This window comes from Arthrobacter sp. efr-133-TYG-118, assembly GCF_030209755.1.
Classification (GTDB): domain Bacteria; phylum Actinomycetota; class Actinomycetes; order Actinomycetales; family Micrococcaceae; genus Arthrobacter.
In genome coordinates this window covers 1-15,508 of record NZ_JARVRH010000041.1, presented here as the reverse complement: position 1 = coordinate 15,508, position 15,508 = coordinate 1, and the positions used below count along the sequence as shown (strand labels likewise).

The following is a 15,508-nucleotide window of genomic DNA, read 5'->3' as shown; positions in this document are numbered from 1 at the left end:
ACAAATCAGGTGCACAGATGGATCATCATCAACCAGGCCACGCAGCGCCAGTGCTGAACGATGCGGTGCCGGTCAGGCATCCTGGCCGCTGGATCAGCGCCATCATCATCGTTGGCGTACTTGCACTGATGGTGCAGAGCGTGATCACGAACCACAACTTCCGTTGGGACGTTGTGGGCACCTACATCCTGGACGTGAAGGTGGTCCAGGGTGTTGGCTGGACGTTGCTCCTGACTGTGGCTTCTATGGTCATTGCGATTGTCCTGGCCATCCTGCTGGCCGTGATGCGCCAGTCCGACAACCCGGTCCTTCGCTACACCTCCTGGGTCTGGGTCTGGTTCTTCCGCGGCACCCCGGTCTACACCCAGTTGGTCTTCTGGGGCCTGATCGCCGTCCTCTATCCCAAAATCAGCGCAGGAGTGCCGTTCGGCCCCGAACTGTTCAGCGTCGACACGAGCACAGTCATTACGGCTCTTGTTGCGGCAATTCTGGGGCTTGGCCTTAACGAATCAGCCTACCTGGCCGAGATCTTCCGGGCCGGCCTGAAGTCCGTCGACAAGGGACAGACCGAAGCCGCCGAGGCCCTGGGGATGGGCAAAGGCAAGATCATGTGGCGCATCATTCTGCCCCAGGCCATGCGCATCATCGTCCCGCCCACCGGCAACGAAACGATCGGCATGCTCAAGACCACCTCCCTGGTCTTGGCCGTCCCCTTCACCCTGGACCTGACCTTCGCGACCAACGCCCTGGCCAACCGGATCTACCTCCCGGTGCCGCTGCTGATCGTGGCAGCCATCTGGTATCTGGTCATCACCAGCCTGCTCATGGTCGGCCAGCATTACATCGAGGCGTACTACGGCAAGGGCGTGGACACCAACCTCGCGCCGGCGGTCATCAACCCCGCAGCCGCCAAGGCTGCCGCAGCCGTGGCACCGAGTGCCGAAGCAGAGCCGTCGTTGAAGATGGACTTCCCGGAGGATGAGGCAAAATGACGATCACCACCCAGAAACCGCTGGTGCGGATCGAAGGCCTCCACAAGTACTTCGGTCCCCACCACGTCCTCCGCGGCATCGACCTGACGGTCAACCAGGGCGAAGTGTCCGTTGTCATTGGCCCGTCCGGTTCCGGCAAGTCCACGATGCTCCGCTGCGTGAACCTCCTCGAAACCATCAGCGCCGGCCGCATCTCGGTCGGTGACCAGCTGATCGGCTACCGCGAAGTCAACGGCCGTCTCCACGATCTGAGGGTCAAGGAGATCGCCGCGCAACGCCGGGAAATCGGCATGGTCTTCCAACGCTTCAACCTGTTCCCGCACAAGACCGCCCTGTACAACGTCATGGAAGCGCCCGTGCAGGTCAAGGGCAAGAACAAGGCAGCCGCCAAGAAGGCCGCCCTCGAATTGTTGGATCGGGTGGGCCTGGCCGACCGGGCCAACCACTACCCGGCACAGCTTTCCGGCGGCCAGCAGCAACGCGTCGCGATTGCCCGGGCCTTGGCCATGGAACCGGAGCTGATGCTCTTCGACGAGCCGACGTCCGCCCTTGACCCAGAACTCGTGGGCGATGTGCTGAACGTGATGAAGGATCTTGCCAAGTCCGGCATGACCATGATCGTGGTGACCCACGAGATCGGCTTCGCCCGCGAAGTCGGCGACCGCCTGACCTTCATGGACGGAGGTGTGGTGGTGGAATCCGGTGACCCCCGCGAAATCATCGCCAACCCCCAGCACGCCCGCACCAAGGAATTCCTCAGCCGCGTGCTGTAGCAAACGGGCAATCGCTGCGCAAACGGGCCGGTGACACTCATATCCGAGTGTCACCGGCCTGTTTGCTTGTCACGGACACATTTGGGTGTCCCATGGAGGCCCGACGGCGGCGCGGCACCCCGGCGTCGAGCAGTATTCGTTCCAGTCGGCCCGGACTGTTGAGTTCGTCCCAGACCCACCTAGCCACGTTTCTGCCAGTGGCCCGGATCCGGTCTTCGCGTAGCTTTTCCTCATACACCACATCCGACGGCGTCCGGCCTCGCAGATACTCCGGTTTGAGATACTTCTCGCGACCATCGAATTCGCCGACAACCCGGGTCTCCTCCCAATAGAAATCCGTGATGGCGACCCTGCCAGTACCGTTCCTGACCTCGTATTGCAGCACCGGCGGGGCAAATCCGGCAACGTGGATCAGCCCCCGGCTATACGACTCTCCCGGCGAGCAGGACTGCGGGTCGGCGAAATCGACCACCGCCGTGATACGCCGGACGGCCGCCTGCGAATACCTCCCGTCTATGCCAGCCAGCAGATCTTCTTTCGAGAGCGCAGGCACGCGCCGCAGCGAGTCAGGCTTGAGGACGTGATCCACGGGCACCACGGCTTCCGCGAAGGGGACCGTCGCAGCGATGTCGAGGACAGTACGGATCCGGCCTGTGACGAGAAACCCCTCCAACTGTTCACTGTTGTGGGCTTGTTCAGGTACATAGTGCCGACGGACTCCTGCGCGGGACCGGCCGCCGCCGGAGAATGCGGTAAGTGCGTGGATCGGCTGTTTCCGCAGGATGACAGGTATCCCGCTAATGGCCGCGGCTGAGTGGTGCGAAAACGTGGTGGGCGAAGTAAACGTCTCTGCCGCGGCCTCGACTCGGAGCCTGTACCGCTCCCACTCTTGCAGCTTGTTCCAGCGCACCGCCTCCACGTATACGCCATGACGAATGCGGACAAGCTTCCCTGAACGGGCCTGCGCGGACAATGCCTTGGTAGTGAGACCGATCCTGGACAGGTCCTTCGCCAGAATCAGCCGCGGAAGTGTGTTCATTTATCCACGATCACAGCCCAACATCGGGCTGCGCGAGGCACTTTCTACCGTATGTGGACAACTGCTGAGGACGCTCTCCCCGACGCGCGATACAACTACGGACGGGCGACACCTGTATCCGGGTATCCCCAGTCCGCTTGCGCGTCTCCAACCCGTTTGCTTGTCGCCAGAGCCGACCACCTACGCCCCGAGCAGCACCTGGGACACTGCCGAAGCAACCGCGGCCTTGATACGCGCGTGCAAGGGACGCAGGTCTGAACGGTCCGTGCGTACTTCCACGATGCTGCGCCCCTTCAAAGGCGCGGCAAGCGCCATGGCGAGCTCCGCCGTCGTACGCACCAAAGTGTGCCCGACGCCGTATGCTGCGGCCAGCGCTGAAATGTCCACGCTGTGCGGGGTGCCGAAGAGGCGCTCGACGGCGGTGCCGTAGCCGCCGTCGTCCTCCACCTTGCCGTGCTCCAGGAGGCCGAAAATGCCCCCGCCGGCGTCGTTCAGGACCACGATCCGCAGGTCCGGTCCAGGTTCGCCGGCACCGAGGAACAGGCCCCCGGCGTCGTGCAGGAAGGTGATGTCGCCCAGGAGGAGGGTGGTTTCGCGGCCTGCGCCGAGGGCGATTCCCGTAGCCGTGGAGATCGTGCCGTCGATGCCGGCGAGGCCGCGGTTCGCGAACACCGTGGCGAGGGGCCCGGGGCTGGGCTGCCCGGCGAGGTCGACGTCGCGGATGCCGTTGGAAGAGCCCAGGACCAACTGCCCTCGGGCGTGTTTCCAGACGGTGGCTCCCACGGCGGGACCGTTGGCTGCACGCTCGGCCTCGAGGACGCCGTCGAGCGCGTGTTGCGCCGCAGCCCCGGCCAGGAGCCATGCGTCGAGCCACTCGGCCGAGCCCCGGCCTGCGAACGCCGCCAATTCAGTCAGCGAATCAAAGCGTTCCTCGCTGCGCCGGCCGTGTTCGTACCAGGCCACCGGAACGGGCTCGTACATGGCGGCGCGAAGGTCTCCGCGGGCCAGCAAAGCGGCAACCGGCCGGGAAAGGGTAGGCCGTCCGAAGACCACCACCCGCTCGATCGGCAGCGCAGAGCCACGCCCGAAGTTGTCCAACATGAGGCGGGACGGCCCCACCGCATTGGGCCCGAAACGCGCGTTGGACGACGGCTCGGCCAGCAACGGAAGGCCGTGGGCGCGGGCGAACGCCTCGGCGACCGGACCGGCGTCGTGCCCCGCCAAAACCACCGTCCGCCGTTCCGTCAGTTCGGCAGGAGCGGGGGACATGCTCAATGGCTGGGGACCGGAGTCGTAGTGGAAAACTCCGTGGCCCTTGGTGGTGGGCAGCGCCTCGCCTGGTTCCGGAACCAGTGGCTCGCGGAACGCGAGGTTGAGCTGCACCGGCCCGGGAGGCGTGTCCTCGAGGGCGCCGGTTGCAGCGTAAAGGGCGGTCTCGACGGCCCTCTGCGGGTTGCTGCCAGCGGCGATGTCGACGGCGAAACGGACGTGTTCTCCGAAGAGGTCAAGTTGGATGGTGGTCTGGTTGGCGCCGGTACCGTGCAGCTCGGCCGGGCGATCGGCCGAAAGGACCACGAGCGGCACGGCGGCGTGGTTGGCCTCCATGACCGCGGGCAAGAGATTCCCGACGGCGGTGCCCGAGGTGGTCAGGACGGCCGCCGGAGCGCCTGTCGCCAGGGCCAAGCCGAGGGCCGTGAAACCGGCAGAGCGTTCGTCGATCCTGACGAGGAGGCGGACGTTGCCGGCCGCTTCGGCCTCTGCCAAGGCGTACGCCATGGGTGCCGAGCGCGAACCGGGAGAGACCACCACGTGCCGCACACCGCCGTCGAGCAGCGCCTTGACGGCGATCCGGGCAGCGGCGAGGGAGCTCAGGGAGCCTTGCGAAGTCACCGCACCAGTCTATTAGCGGCGCCTCCTTCCCGACGCCCGCTCACCTATCGGGCCAAAACCCCAAACGCCCGCTCACCTATCGGGCCAAAACCCCAAACGCCCGCTCACTAGAAGTGAGCGGGGGTCCGGGAAAAGGCCGATATAGGTGAGCGAGCGTTTCCCGAAAGACCCACATACGTGAGCGAGCGTCGGGTCCACACCGGCGTCGGGAGGGCGAGGCGGAAGGAAGGCCCGACTGGAGAGGAAGCCTTAGCCGTCCTTGCGGAACACCTGCACGATCGATGGACGCGGGGCGCGGACCTGGCCGGCGGCGGGGGCGGCTCCGGCGCCGACGTAGTCCGGGAAGTACGAGTGCGGAGCGTCGAACGAACCTTCCTCGCCCGGGTGCTGCACGGCGACGAAGACGGTCCGCTCGTCGTCGTGCACGATCGGCCCACAGGTCTCGGCGTCCCGCGGTACCGCGAGGAACTGCTCCACCTTGCCGCGTTCGCTGCCATCCAGCGTGACCTTGAAGAGCCCGTCCGCATACCCGATCGACGACGGCGCGCCGTCAGTGGCGATCCACATGTAGCCTGCCGAGTCGAAAGCGACGTTGTCCGGGCAGGAGATGGGCGAGACCTTGTCGGCCGGGAAACCGGAGAAATATGTGGAGGAGTTCTTTGCCGGATCTCCACAAACCATCAGGAGGGTCCAGTTGAAGCGCGTGGACGTCTGGTCGCCGGTTTCGGTAATTTCCACAATGTGGCCGTCCCGGTTGAGCGTGCGCGGGTTGACCTCGGTGGCGCCTTCCTTGCCGGGCTTGCCTCGGTCCGAGTTGTTCGTGCAGACCACGTAGACCTTGCCGGTCGCCAGGTTCGGTTCGACGTCTTCGCAGCGGTCCATCTTCGTGGGGCCAACCTTGTCCGCGGCGAGGCGGGTGTAGACCAGGACCTCGGGGACGGACATGCCCGGAACTGCGGAGACGCCGTCAACCACCAAGGGAAGCCACTCGCCGGAACCGTCGAACGCGCCGTCGGAGGGCAGCGCACCGGTTCCGTCGATTTCGGCCGCGGGAGAGTCTCCAGTGAACTTGGCGACGTAGAGGTCTCCCTCGGAGAGAAGGTTCATGTTGTTCCGGCGGGCCGCGGCCGAGTCTCCGGCCATGTACTTGCCCTTGGAGACGAACTTGTAGAGGTAGTCGAAGCGCTCGTCGTCGCCCATGTAAGCCACCACACGGCCGGAAGCGGCAACGATCACGTTGGCGCCTTCGTGCTTGAAACGGCCCATGGCGGAGTGCTTTTTGGGTGTGGAGGAGGGGTCGAACGGGTCGACTTCCACGATCCAGCCAAAGCGGTTGGTCTCGTTGGAGTAACCGGCGTTGTTGGTGTTGAAACGCGGCTCATCCAGTTCCCACTTGCGGGCCGTTGGCTTGTTCGAGAGGCCGTAGCGCTTGTCGCCCGCCGAAGTGCCGGGAGCTACGAAATAGCCGTTGAAGTTTTCCTCGCCGGAGAGGATGGTGCCCCAGGGAGTCGTGCCGCCGGAGCAGTTGCCCAGGGTGCCCTTGATAGCCCGGCCCGAGGGGTCGTCGATGGTCTTGACGAGATCCGTGCCCGCGGCGGGACCGGTGAGCTCATACGTCGTGTCGGTCAGGAACCGACGGTTGAGCGGCGCGCCCTTCACGTAGCTCCACGGCTTGTTCTTGTTCTTGCGCTCAAGTTCAACAACCGTGAGCCCGTGCGCGGCGCGCCCGATCGCGCGCGCCTCCGCAGCCGCCAAAGTGGCCGGGAACATGATGTTCTCGTTGGTGTACTCGTGGTTGGTGAAGAGTACGGCACGGCGGTCCTTGGAATCCGGGATGGGCAGGATGTCCGTGTAGTCGTTGTTGTATCCGAACTGGCGTGCCTGGGCCGCCGCGGTCTGGCCGTTCAGCTCGAAGGCCGGCGAGTCGGCAAAGAGCGGATCGCCCCAACGGATGATCGGCTGCCACGCGAAACCGTCCGGCACGGTGAACGCGTCAACCATGTAGTCGACCGGCTTGATCGGCGTGAACTTGAGCTTGGCCTTGTCGAAGCCCGTCCTTGCCGCCTCGGACAGGCCAGCACCTCCGGGAACGTTGCCGGACAGGCTTCCGCCCAGTACGACGGCGAGCGCACCGACGGCGCCAAAGCCCAGGGCGGCGCGGCGGGACACAGCTGCGGAAGCGATGTCGCGGAAGTAGGCGTTGGAGCTCGTGTTGCAAACCTCGCCCGAGCAAGCGTTGTCGCACTTCAGGGCGCACGTCACGGGGCTGCGCTTGCCCTTCGTATGGCCGAGCATGGGGAGCAAGCCGAACTTGCGCGCGGTTGATTCAGACATGGGAAATACCTCCGGGGATTGAGTGATTTCCCCACCCTTGCAGCGCTATCGGAATCCGAGAGGACACTCAGGTTAAGTTCCAGTGAATTCCCAGCATTTTCACAGCAATCTATGCATGGAGCAGGGCGTACACGCGGCGGAGTCGCTCCAGCCACCAGTCGCGACGTTCAGCGGGAGCCGCATACTGCTCCAGCAGCCCCTCGTCGGCGACGGCTTCGCGGATCCGGATGGCGCCGTCGTCGGGCACTAACGGATCCTGCGTGATGTCCGAGGCGAACAGCCGCACCGTCCCCAGCCCGCACGCGTACGGCAGCTCGGGCAGTGCGGCGGCGAGCGCGAGCCCTGCGCGGATCCCCACCGAGGTATCCAGCGCCGAGCTCACGACGGCGGGAAGCCCGGCTTGCGCCACAATGTCCAGCGCGCGCCGCACTCCCCCAAGCGGCGCCACCTTGACCACGATCAGGTCAGCCGCGCCAGCGCGTGCCACCTTGAGGGGATCGTCTTCCTTGCGCACGGATTCGTCGGCGGCGATGAGCACCGGCGTCCCCTGCTGCTCGAGCCGTCGGCGGACTTCGGCGAGGCCCTCGATGTGCGGCACAGGCTGTTCGGCGTATTCGAGCCCGACGGCGGACAGCCGCCCGAGTGCCTCAACCGCCTGCGGCACGTCCCAGCCTGCGTTCGCGTCCACACGGATCGCGGCGTCCGGCAGGGCGTCCCTGACTGCGGTGACGCGCGCGACGTCGTCGGCCAGTTCCTGCCCGCGCTCGGCGACCTTGACCTTGACGGCGTCCACGCGGCCGAAGCGTTCCAGGACCTCGGGCACCCGGGCGGCAGGTACGGCGGGGACGGTGGCGTTGACGGGAATGGTGTCCCTCAGCTGCGGCGGAAAACCCTGCCATGCAGACTCGACGGCGGCGGCGAGCCAGCGGGAAGCCTCGGCGTCTCCATACTCGGGGAACGGACAAAACTCGCCCCACCCTGCCGGTCCGCGGAATAGGAGGGTCTCGCGCTCGGTGATGCCCCGGAACTTGACCCTCATCGGCAGGCTGACCACTTTGGCGGTGGCAAGGAGCTCGTCGAGGGTGGGGAATGGAGGCATGGTTTCACTGTAGCGTGGGGCGCCGGCTCGAGTGGGGCGCCGCCGCCCGGCCGGCCGGGCCGGGTTCCTGGGCCGGCCGGCTAGGCCGGGGCGCCGGCTGGAGTCGTCGGCTGCTTTGTGGAGGGAGTGCCTGGCACTCGATCGCCGGCATGGTCAACGATCGCGTTGACGTAACTGCTGAGCTCACGGATGACCGCGTCCGTGGGCTGCGCATCCGGCAGCGGGTGGACGCCCGTGACGAACAGGTTTCCGCTCATGGTGACCATACGAAGCACATGGATCGGCGACCCGGAACCGGTGATAGTGGTGACGTAGGTGAACGACTTCGAGCCGTGAAGATCCATATTCAACCGCGTCAGGGACGAATGCACGTTTTGATTCCCCGAGGTAATAGTCACCTCGGTGCAATATCCGAGAACTTTGTCGATGCTGTACATGCCCTGCCAGAAATAGCCGGAGTCGTCGGATGACGCCATGATGACGGACATATTCGCCTGGGGCCCCAGCACCGCGGCCGCCGTCGGGATTCTGTAGTCGACCAGCTCTCCCGCCTTCAGGAGGTCCCGGCATTTGGCGGGATCGGTGGTCATGTCGGCGGGCCCGACTGCCATCGAATCCTGCATGTCCTGAATCGCTGCCTCATCAATGAGCTGCGACATCACGCCGTCGGGAGCACGGAGGTTGCCGAGCAACGCCTGCAGCTCCTGCGACGATTGGACCTGCATTTGGGTACTACTGCTCGCGCTGGGTGTCGCGGATGGCTTGGAGGTCGGAGGGGCGGAGGACGTCCCGGCTTGGGCCAGCGGTCTCGCGGCAGTTACATCGAACACGCACGCGCTGAGACTCAACGCCACCGCCGCTGCCAGCACGATCGTAGCCATTTGGCGCAAGGAAAAAATCGGACCCACCCCCATAGATCAGAAACACCGGTACTGCCCGGCACGCCCAACGATACCGCGTTGGTGGGGACGTCAACGTTCGGCTGGAAGGGGGTATATCTGCACGAGCGTTCGGCTGGAAGGCCATATATGTGAGCGAGCGTCGGGCTGGAAGGCCACATATATGAGCGGGCGTTCCTCTGACACACAGGCCCCCAAACGCTCGCTCACCTTTGGGGTGTTTTCGGCAAACGCTCGCTCACCTGATGTGAGCGGGGGTTCCTCTGAAAGGCCATATATGTGAGCGAGCGTCGGGCTGGGGAACACAGCGCGGGCCACCCCTCACACGCGTTAGGTAGAATGCAGCAAGATACCGAAACACAGCCGGAGGAGCCCGCATGCAGCGCAAGGCCACAGCACTCGACGTCGCCAAACGGGCGGGCGTCTCGCGGAGTGCGGTGTCGCTGGTGCTCAACGGCCGGGGAGACGGCAACGTCGCCAAGGAAAGCCAGGACCGTATCCGGCAAGCCGCTGCGGACCTCAACTACTCCCCCAACGCCATCGCCCTGAGTCTGCGGAACCAGCGCACGCGCGTGATCGGCATCGTGTCGGACGAGGTGGTGGTGAGCCCGTTCGATGGCAACATCATTGGTGGCGCCGACGACGTCGCCCGCGCCCACGGCTTTGTCACCGTCGTCATGGACACCGAGCGCGACGCCTCCCGTGACGAGAGCGCCGTCGAGACCCTGCTGGACCGGCAAGTGGACGGGCTGATGTACGTCACAGTCGGCTTGAAGCCACTCGACGTACCCCATGGCATGCTGCGGGTCCCCTCCGTGCTGGCCAACTGTTTCGACAACAGTCCCACCCCGCAGCTGCACCACGTGATCCCGGACGAGGTTTCCGGCGGTCGGGAAGCCACCGAGCACTTGCTGCAGCTGGGCCATCGCGATATCGCGTTCCTTGCCGGCGCCGCCACCTCACCGGCTGTGCCCTTGCGCATCGTGGGGCATCGGGAAGCAATGGCCAAAGCCGCCATCCCCGTTCGCGAAGACCGCGTGTTCATGGCCGGTTGGGACATCAACGACGGCTTCCATGGCGCCATGGGACTGCTCTCCGCCAGCGAGCGGCCGACGGCGATTGTGTGCGCCAACGACCGGCTCGCCGTCGGTGTCGCCCTGGCTGCGGCGCGCCTGGGCCTGGCCGTACCGCGCGACCTCTCGATCATTGGTTACGACGACGAGTTCCGCATCGCGGCCACCATGGTTCCCGCGCTCACCACCATGGCTCTTCCCCTGCGGGAAATGGGCGCGGCCGCGATGAGCATGCTGCTGGAGCAGATTGAGGACCCGGTCCAGCGGCCGACGGCGGGAGGCAACGGCCATCTGGAAACCATGGTTCCCTGCCGTTTGGTGGTCCGTGAGTCCACCGGGCCCATTCCCGCCCGCTGAATCCGACCACTTTTGGCCGGACCGCCGCCCAGGAATCCGCGGAAATACAGGGATCCCGGACTGCGACACCGGCCAAAAGTGGTCAAAAGTGGGGAAACCACGACGGCGGCCTGCCGCCTATTCGGGCAGCTTCAGTTCCCAGACGTCCGCCGCCGCACCTTCGGGAAGCTCAAGGACCCATTCCTCGCCCAAGGCAGGGTAGGCACGGAGTGTTGTGGCCACGGATCCCTTCCGATACACCTCCACCAAGGAAGCATCGACGAAGATGCGGAGTTCCTCGCCCTCGGACAACGCCCCCGCAAACACGACTTGCTGTTCCGCGCCGGAGGCCAGGACCAGCCGAACCTCACCAGCTCCTCCAACAGTCCCAGCCTTCACAACAGCCTCGGCAAATGGCGGCAAGGCAACGGACCCGGACGCCCCGCCCGCAAGCACAGCAGCCCGATACGCCTCGATCTGCGGGACAGGAGTAGCCACCAATGCACCGTCCTCAACCGAGAGGAAGCGCGGGTGGGTTAATACGCCCGCCCAGCCTGCGGTATCGATCTCGTCTTGTGAACGGCCGCGTCGGCCATCACGACCCGGGCCTTCGTTGGCCCATCCCCACAGCAGGGCCCGCGGCGTCGACCCAGGCCCGGACGCAGAATCCAGCTGAACGATCTGGGGAGCATAGAAATCCCGGCCAAGGTCGGACCTGCCGCCGGAACGCGGGACGAACACCGGTAGCCCCGTGGACGGGTCCTCGGCGAGCGAGCCGATCAGGTGGCCCACTCCGTTGGCGTGCTCATGGTCGTCACCGGAGAGCCACAACGAGAACATCATGACCCAGGTGTCGCCCTCGTCGGTCGGCACCCCGTCGGAAGGCACTCCGTCGGAGAGCACCCCGTCGGACGGCACCTGAACCAGTTGCGGGCACTCCCAGATTTCGGCCGGAGTGTGCGTGGCCGCCACGGGGTTTTCGGTGGTCAGCCAAATGCCTTGGTACTTCCAGTCGGACATGTCCTCCACCGTGTACAGGAGCAGGGCAGCATGTCCATTGGCCAGCCCGGCGCCCTGCATGGCGTAGCGTTTGCCGTTGAAGTGGAAGATGAAGGGGTCGCGCACGGCCGTGACCAGGCCATCGCCCGGCATGGAAGCGGCAATGTGGCCATCCTGTTCCCAGGTCACCAGGTCCGCGGAGCCCCGGGAAATCACCACTTGCGAGTGCCCGCCGTCGCCCCGCACGCCGGAGTACGCAGCGGTGGGGACGCCGCCGTCGTCGGTCACCACGCCGGTCCAGCAACCGAACTCATCCGGCCCGCCGTCCTGGGGGCGGAGCGCGACCGGGTGCTCATCCCAGTGGACCAGGTCCGGGGAGCTGACGTGCCCCCATTGGATCCTGTGGTGCCGTGCCGATTCCGGGTTGAACTGGAAGAACACGTGGTAGCGGCCGTTGATGTAGCTGATGCCGTTGGGGTCGTTGATCCAGCCTTGCGCCGGGCGGGGGTGGAAGCGCGGGAAAGCCGGGTCCGGGTGGGTGGCAGCCGCCGCAAGTGCAGGGGCGGAGGAAATGAGGTCCGTCATCGAAGTCCTTTCAGGGAAGTAGAAGCTATTTGCCGGTGCCGGCGGTGAGTCCGTCACGCAATGCGCGCTGGCCGAACATGAACACCACCAAGGCGGGAATCATGGAGAGGATCACGCCTGCCAGCACCACGGAGATGCTGCCGGTGCCGAGGTTGCCCTGCAGAGACACCAGGCCCAGCGGGAGCGTGAAGTTCTGCTCGGAGATGGTCAGGATGAGCGGGCGGAAGAACTCGTTCCAGTGGTAGTTGAAGGCCAGGATGCCCACGATCGCCATGCCCGGCATCGCCAGCGGCGCATACACGGAACGGAACGTCCGCCACGGCGAGGCGCCGTCGATCGCGGCGGCCTCGCCCAAATCACTTGGCAGCCCCAGGAAGTACTGGCGCATCAGGAAGGTGCCGAACGCCGTCGGGATCGCCGGAAGGATCAGCGCGAGGAGCGTATCGGACAAACCGATGCCGCGGATCAGCATGAAGACCGGAACGATCGTCACCTGCGCCGGGACCATCATGGTGGCCAGCACAATCGAGAACAGTGCCCCGCGGCCCCGGAACTTGAGGTTCGCGAACGCGTAGCCGGCGAGCGCCGCCGTGAACATCTGCCCGAGGGCGATCAGCCCCGTCACGAGCGCGCTGTTGAGGACCAGAAGCATGATGTTGAGTTGCTTGAAGACCTGGTCGTAGGACGAGAAATCGGGGTTGAGCGGAAGGAACGACGGCGGCAGCTGGAACGATTCCGCAGGTGGCCGCAGCGAGGTGGACAGGGTCCACAGCACCGGACCGAGGATGAGGACGGACGCGATCAGGAGCAGCACGATTCGTCCCGCCATGCTCCAGTTCCGCTTCTTGCGGGGCGCCGGCCGTTGGGGAGCCAAGCGATCGACGGCGGCGCGCTGGGTTGAGGTTGTAGTCATGGCGGGCCTTACTGGTAGAAGACGAATCGTTTGCTGAGCCGGAACTGGGCGGCTGTGATGGCCATGATGATCAGCGTGAGGATGACGCCGATCGCCGAGGCCTGGCCGAACTCGAGGCGCTGGAACGCCGACTCGAAGATGACCATCACCGCGGTGCGCGTGGAGTCGCCGGGGCCGCCGCGGGTCAGGACGTAGGGCTGGTCGAACACTTGCAGGGCGTTGATGATCGCCATGACCGACGCCACCAGGGTGGTGGGACTCAGGAGAGGCAGCGTCACGTGGAGGTGTTTGCGCCAGCCCGTCGCGCCGTCGATCGACGCAGCCTCGTACGTTTCCGTCGGGATGGACGCAAGGCCGCCGATGAATAGCAGGAACGAGAACCCGAAGTTCTGCCACACGTACACGAGGATGACGACGGCGGCAGAACCGGCCGGCGTCGTCAGCCACGGGACGGCGGGGACGCCGACGAAAGATAAAAGCCAGTTGACCACGCCGAATTGTTCGTTGAACAGGTAGCGCATGAAGATGGACACCGACGCCGCGGACAGGATCAGCGGGAAGAAGAAGGCGCTGCGGAAGAAGACGCGAAGCCAGGCCGGAAGCTTCTCCTGCACCATGATCGCCAGCGCCAACGCGAGGCCGAGCTGCAACGCCACGGCGACCACCACAAACATGATCGTGTTCAGGAACGACACCCGGACCGTGGGGTCCTGGACCACTTCGGCGAAGTTGTCGAACCCGACGAAGCTTGGCGCGGAAATAATGTCCCAGCGGAAGAACGCGAGGACCACGGACGCCACGATCGGCACGAGCGTGAACAGCCCCATGCCCAGGATGGTGGGGGCCAGGAACGCCCAGGGCAGCCAGCGCTGACGCTGCTTCCCCTTTGCTTGTTGACTTTTCGCTGCGGCGCCGTTTCGGCGTTTGAACCCCGCGCCGTTTCGGCGTTTGGTGGACATGCCGTTGGTTGCCGTGCTCATGCCTGCCTCCTCAAGGCGATCTCAAGGTCGCGTTGCATGGAGTCGAGGGCCTGCTTGAGCTGGCGCTCGTCACCGCTGACGGCCAGGGATACGTTCTTCATCAGTGCGGTCTCGACGGCGGCCTGCTGGGGCGGTGCCGGAATGGGACCTGTGGTGGGGAATTTGTCCAGGGTGTCGTAGAAGACTTTCCAGTGCTTGGGGCCGCGTCCCGCGTACAACTGCTCGTTGACCATGGAACGGCGCGCGGGGGTGGTGTTCGGCGTCGGGAAGACCAAGCGCATGGCTTCCAGGCTGGAAGCGAACTTGAGCCACTCCCAGGCCGCGTCCTTGTCCTTGGCGGTCTTCATGATGGCGTATCCGGCGGTGCCGAACTGGTGCCGCTGGGTGCGCCAGCGCGGGAAGAACTGGACGTCGAAGTCGTCTTCCTTCATTCCGGCTTCGTGGAGGCCTTCCACCCAGTAGCCGCCGGCCGGGGTCATGCCGATCCTGTTGGAGGCGAACAGCCCGACAAGTGAATTTCCGCCGCCTTCTTCAGGTCGGACGCCGAGGCCATCCTTGACGAGGCCGCGGAGGTAGTCGAACGACTCGTACACCCTCGGGTCATCGGCATTGGGCTCAAGCCACTGGTAGCCGCCGGAGCGCAGTCCGCGCGAAGGATCCTGGGCGTAGAAGCTGTCCCAAAGCCATTCGCCGCCGGTGGACTTGGACTCCTTGAGGAAGCTGGTGTCGTTGGCATAGAGCCAGGGCACCACGCCGCCGAAGAGCCTGTTGGTCCAGTAGTACGGAGTGAAGTCCTGCGGCCTGGCTTTCCGCATGGCAGCGAGTGTGTTGCGGAAATCGGCCTGGGTCCAGTTGTCCGCGGGACGCTCGAGCCCGGCTTGCTGCAGGGCAGCTGTGTTGTAGTACATGTTGGCGGCGTTCCAGTCGATGGGAAGCTGGAACAGGCTGCCCTTGTACATGAACGCCTCCACGAGGCTCGGGTGGACGTCCGCGAAGTACTCCTTCATGTCCGCGGCGTCGCGGCGAAGGTACTCGTCCAAGGGGTGCGCCAGTTTCTCGGCGAAGAGCTGGGCACCTTCGGTGGCCACGTAAACCACATCCGGTGGCGTTCCTGCTGCCACCATAGTGAGGATCTTGGTAAAAAAGTCCTTCCAGTCCGCGGCCTGGATGGCCTGGACCTTCACCTTGATTTCCGGGTGCACCTTCGCGAACGCATCAATGACCCGCTGGCGGGCGGCTGCGTCCGCTGCGGTTCCCAAGATGGCGATGCTGAGGCTGTTGTCCCCGCGGCCCGGGATGTCCATTCCGGTCAACCGCGGCCACGACGCCACTGTTGCTCCGACAATTCCCGCACCCAAGGCACCAAGGGCTGTCCTGCGTGAGATCTCACGCAGCTTCCCGTTGCTTCCTGGCATGTCTCATTCCTTCCTAACACGTGTTAGGTAGCGTAAATCCATCACCTAACACGTGTCAAGCGTCACATGCGTGTTACGCGCCGCTCACCCCTTCCCGACGCCCGCTCACATATGTCCCCCAATTGGCCCGACGCCCGCTCACATATGTCCCCCAATTGGCCCGACGCCCGCTCACATATGT

Annotated in this window: 12 protein-coding genes; 3 read left to right on the top strand and 9 right to left on the bottom strand. The window is 65.1% G+C overall.

The features are described from left to right. The first annotated feature begins 17 nt into the window (after positions 1 to 17). Positions 18 to 992, top strand: coding sequence for an amino acid ABC transporter permease (locus QRN59_RS23770; RefSeq protein WP_234748933.1), 975 nt, complete (start codon positions 18 to 20; stop codon positions 990 to 992). After that, complete coding sequence (locus tag QRN59_RS23765; protein ID WP_284984888.1) at positions 989 to 1,765, top strand: amino acid ABC transporter ATP-binding protein; 777 nt, start codon at positions 989 to 991, stop codon at positions 1,763 to 1,765. Before QRN59_RS23770 ends, QRN59_RS23765 begins: the two co-directional genes overlap by 4 nt. Positions 1,766 to 1,802: 37 nt before the next feature. On the opposite strand, the gene QRN59_RS23760 is transcribed toward QRN59_RS23765, so the two are convergent. The 5 genes from QRN59_RS23760 to QRN59_RS23740 all read right to left on the bottom strand — a co-directional run bounded on the left by QRN59_RS23760 (position 1,803) and on the right by QRN59_RS23740 (position 9,008). Continuing rightward, a complete protein-coding gene (locus tag QRN59_RS23760; RefSeq protein ID WP_284984887.1) occupies positions 1,803 to 2,804 on the bottom strand; it encodes a type IV toxin-antitoxin system AbiEi family antitoxin domain-containing protein in 1,002 nt (333 codons plus the stop codon). Positions 2,805 to 2,984: 180 nt separating this feature from the next. Beyond that, complete coding sequence (gene menD / locus QRN59_RS23755; RefSeq protein ID WP_284984886.1) at positions 2,985 to 4,694, bottom strand: 2-succinyl-5-enolpyruvyl-6-hydroxy-3-cyclohexene-1-carboxylic-acid synthase; 1,710 nt, start codon at positions 4,692 to 4,694, stop codon at positions 2,985 to 2,987. Between the two features lie 249 nt (positions 4,695 to 4,943). Continuing rightward, the gene (locus QRN59_RS23750) at positions 4,944 to 7,028 is read right to left on the bottom strand and encodes a PhoX family protein (RefSeq protein WP_284984885.1); all 2,085 of its coding nucleotides are present in this window, start codon (positions 7,026 to 7,028) and stop codon (positions 4,944 to 4,946) included. Positions 7,029 to 7,137: 109 nt separating this feature from the next. Continuing rightward, a complete protein-coding gene (locus QRN59_RS23745; RefSeq protein WP_284984884.1) occupies positions 7,138 to 8,127 on the bottom strand; it encodes an o-succinylbenzoate synthase in 990 nt (329 codons plus the stop codon). A gap of 80 nt (positions 8,128 to 8,207) precedes the next feature. Continuing rightward, positions 8,208 to 9,008, bottom strand: coding sequence for a hypothetical protein (locus QRN59_RS23740; RefSeq protein ID WP_284984883.1), 801 nt, complete (start codon positions 9,006 to 9,008; stop codon positions 8,208 to 8,210). Positions 9,009 to 9,403: 395 nt separating this feature from the next. Between QRN59_RS23740 and QRN59_RS23735 the strand changes: the two genes are divergently transcribed. Further along, positions 9,404 to 10,456, top strand: a complete 1,053-nt coding sequence (locus QRN59_RS23735; protein WP_284984882.1) for a LacI family DNA-binding transcriptional regulator — start codon at positions 9,404 to 9,406, stop codon at positions 10,454 to 10,456. Between the two features lie 117 nt (positions 10,457 to 10,573). Here the strand turns inward: QRN59_RS23735 and QRN59_RS23730 are convergent, their stop codons facing one another. From QRN59_RS23730 to QRN59_RS23715, 4 genes are all read right to left on the bottom strand, one after another. Next, positions 10,574 to 12,019 (bottom strand): glycoside hydrolase family 32 protein, encoded by a 1,446-nt coding sequence (locus QRN59_RS23730; protein ID WP_284984881.1) that lies wholly within the window; start codon positions 12,017 to 12,019, stop codon positions 10,574 to 10,576. A gap of 25 nt (positions 12,020 to 12,044) precedes the next feature. Continuing rightward, a complete protein-coding gene (locus QRN59_RS23725; protein WP_284984905.1) occupies positions 12,045 to 12,848 on the bottom strand; it encodes a carbohydrate ABC transporter permease in 804 nt (267 codons plus the stop codon). 92 nt (positions 12,849 to 12,940) lie between these two features. Then, positions 12,941 to 13,912, bottom strand: coding sequence for a carbohydrate ABC transporter permease (locus QRN59_RS23720; protein WP_284984880.1), 972 nt, complete (start codon positions 13,910 to 13,912; stop codon positions 12,941 to 12,943). Beyond that, a complete protein-coding gene (locus tag QRN59_RS23715; RefSeq protein ID WP_284984878.1) occupies positions 13,909 to 15,327 on the bottom strand; it encodes an ABC transporter substrate-binding protein in 1,419 nt (472 codons plus the stop codon). The genes QRN59_RS23720 and QRN59_RS23715 overlap by 4 nt, the downstream gene beginning before the upstream one ends. Positions 15,328 to 15,508 lie beyond the last annotated feature (181 nt).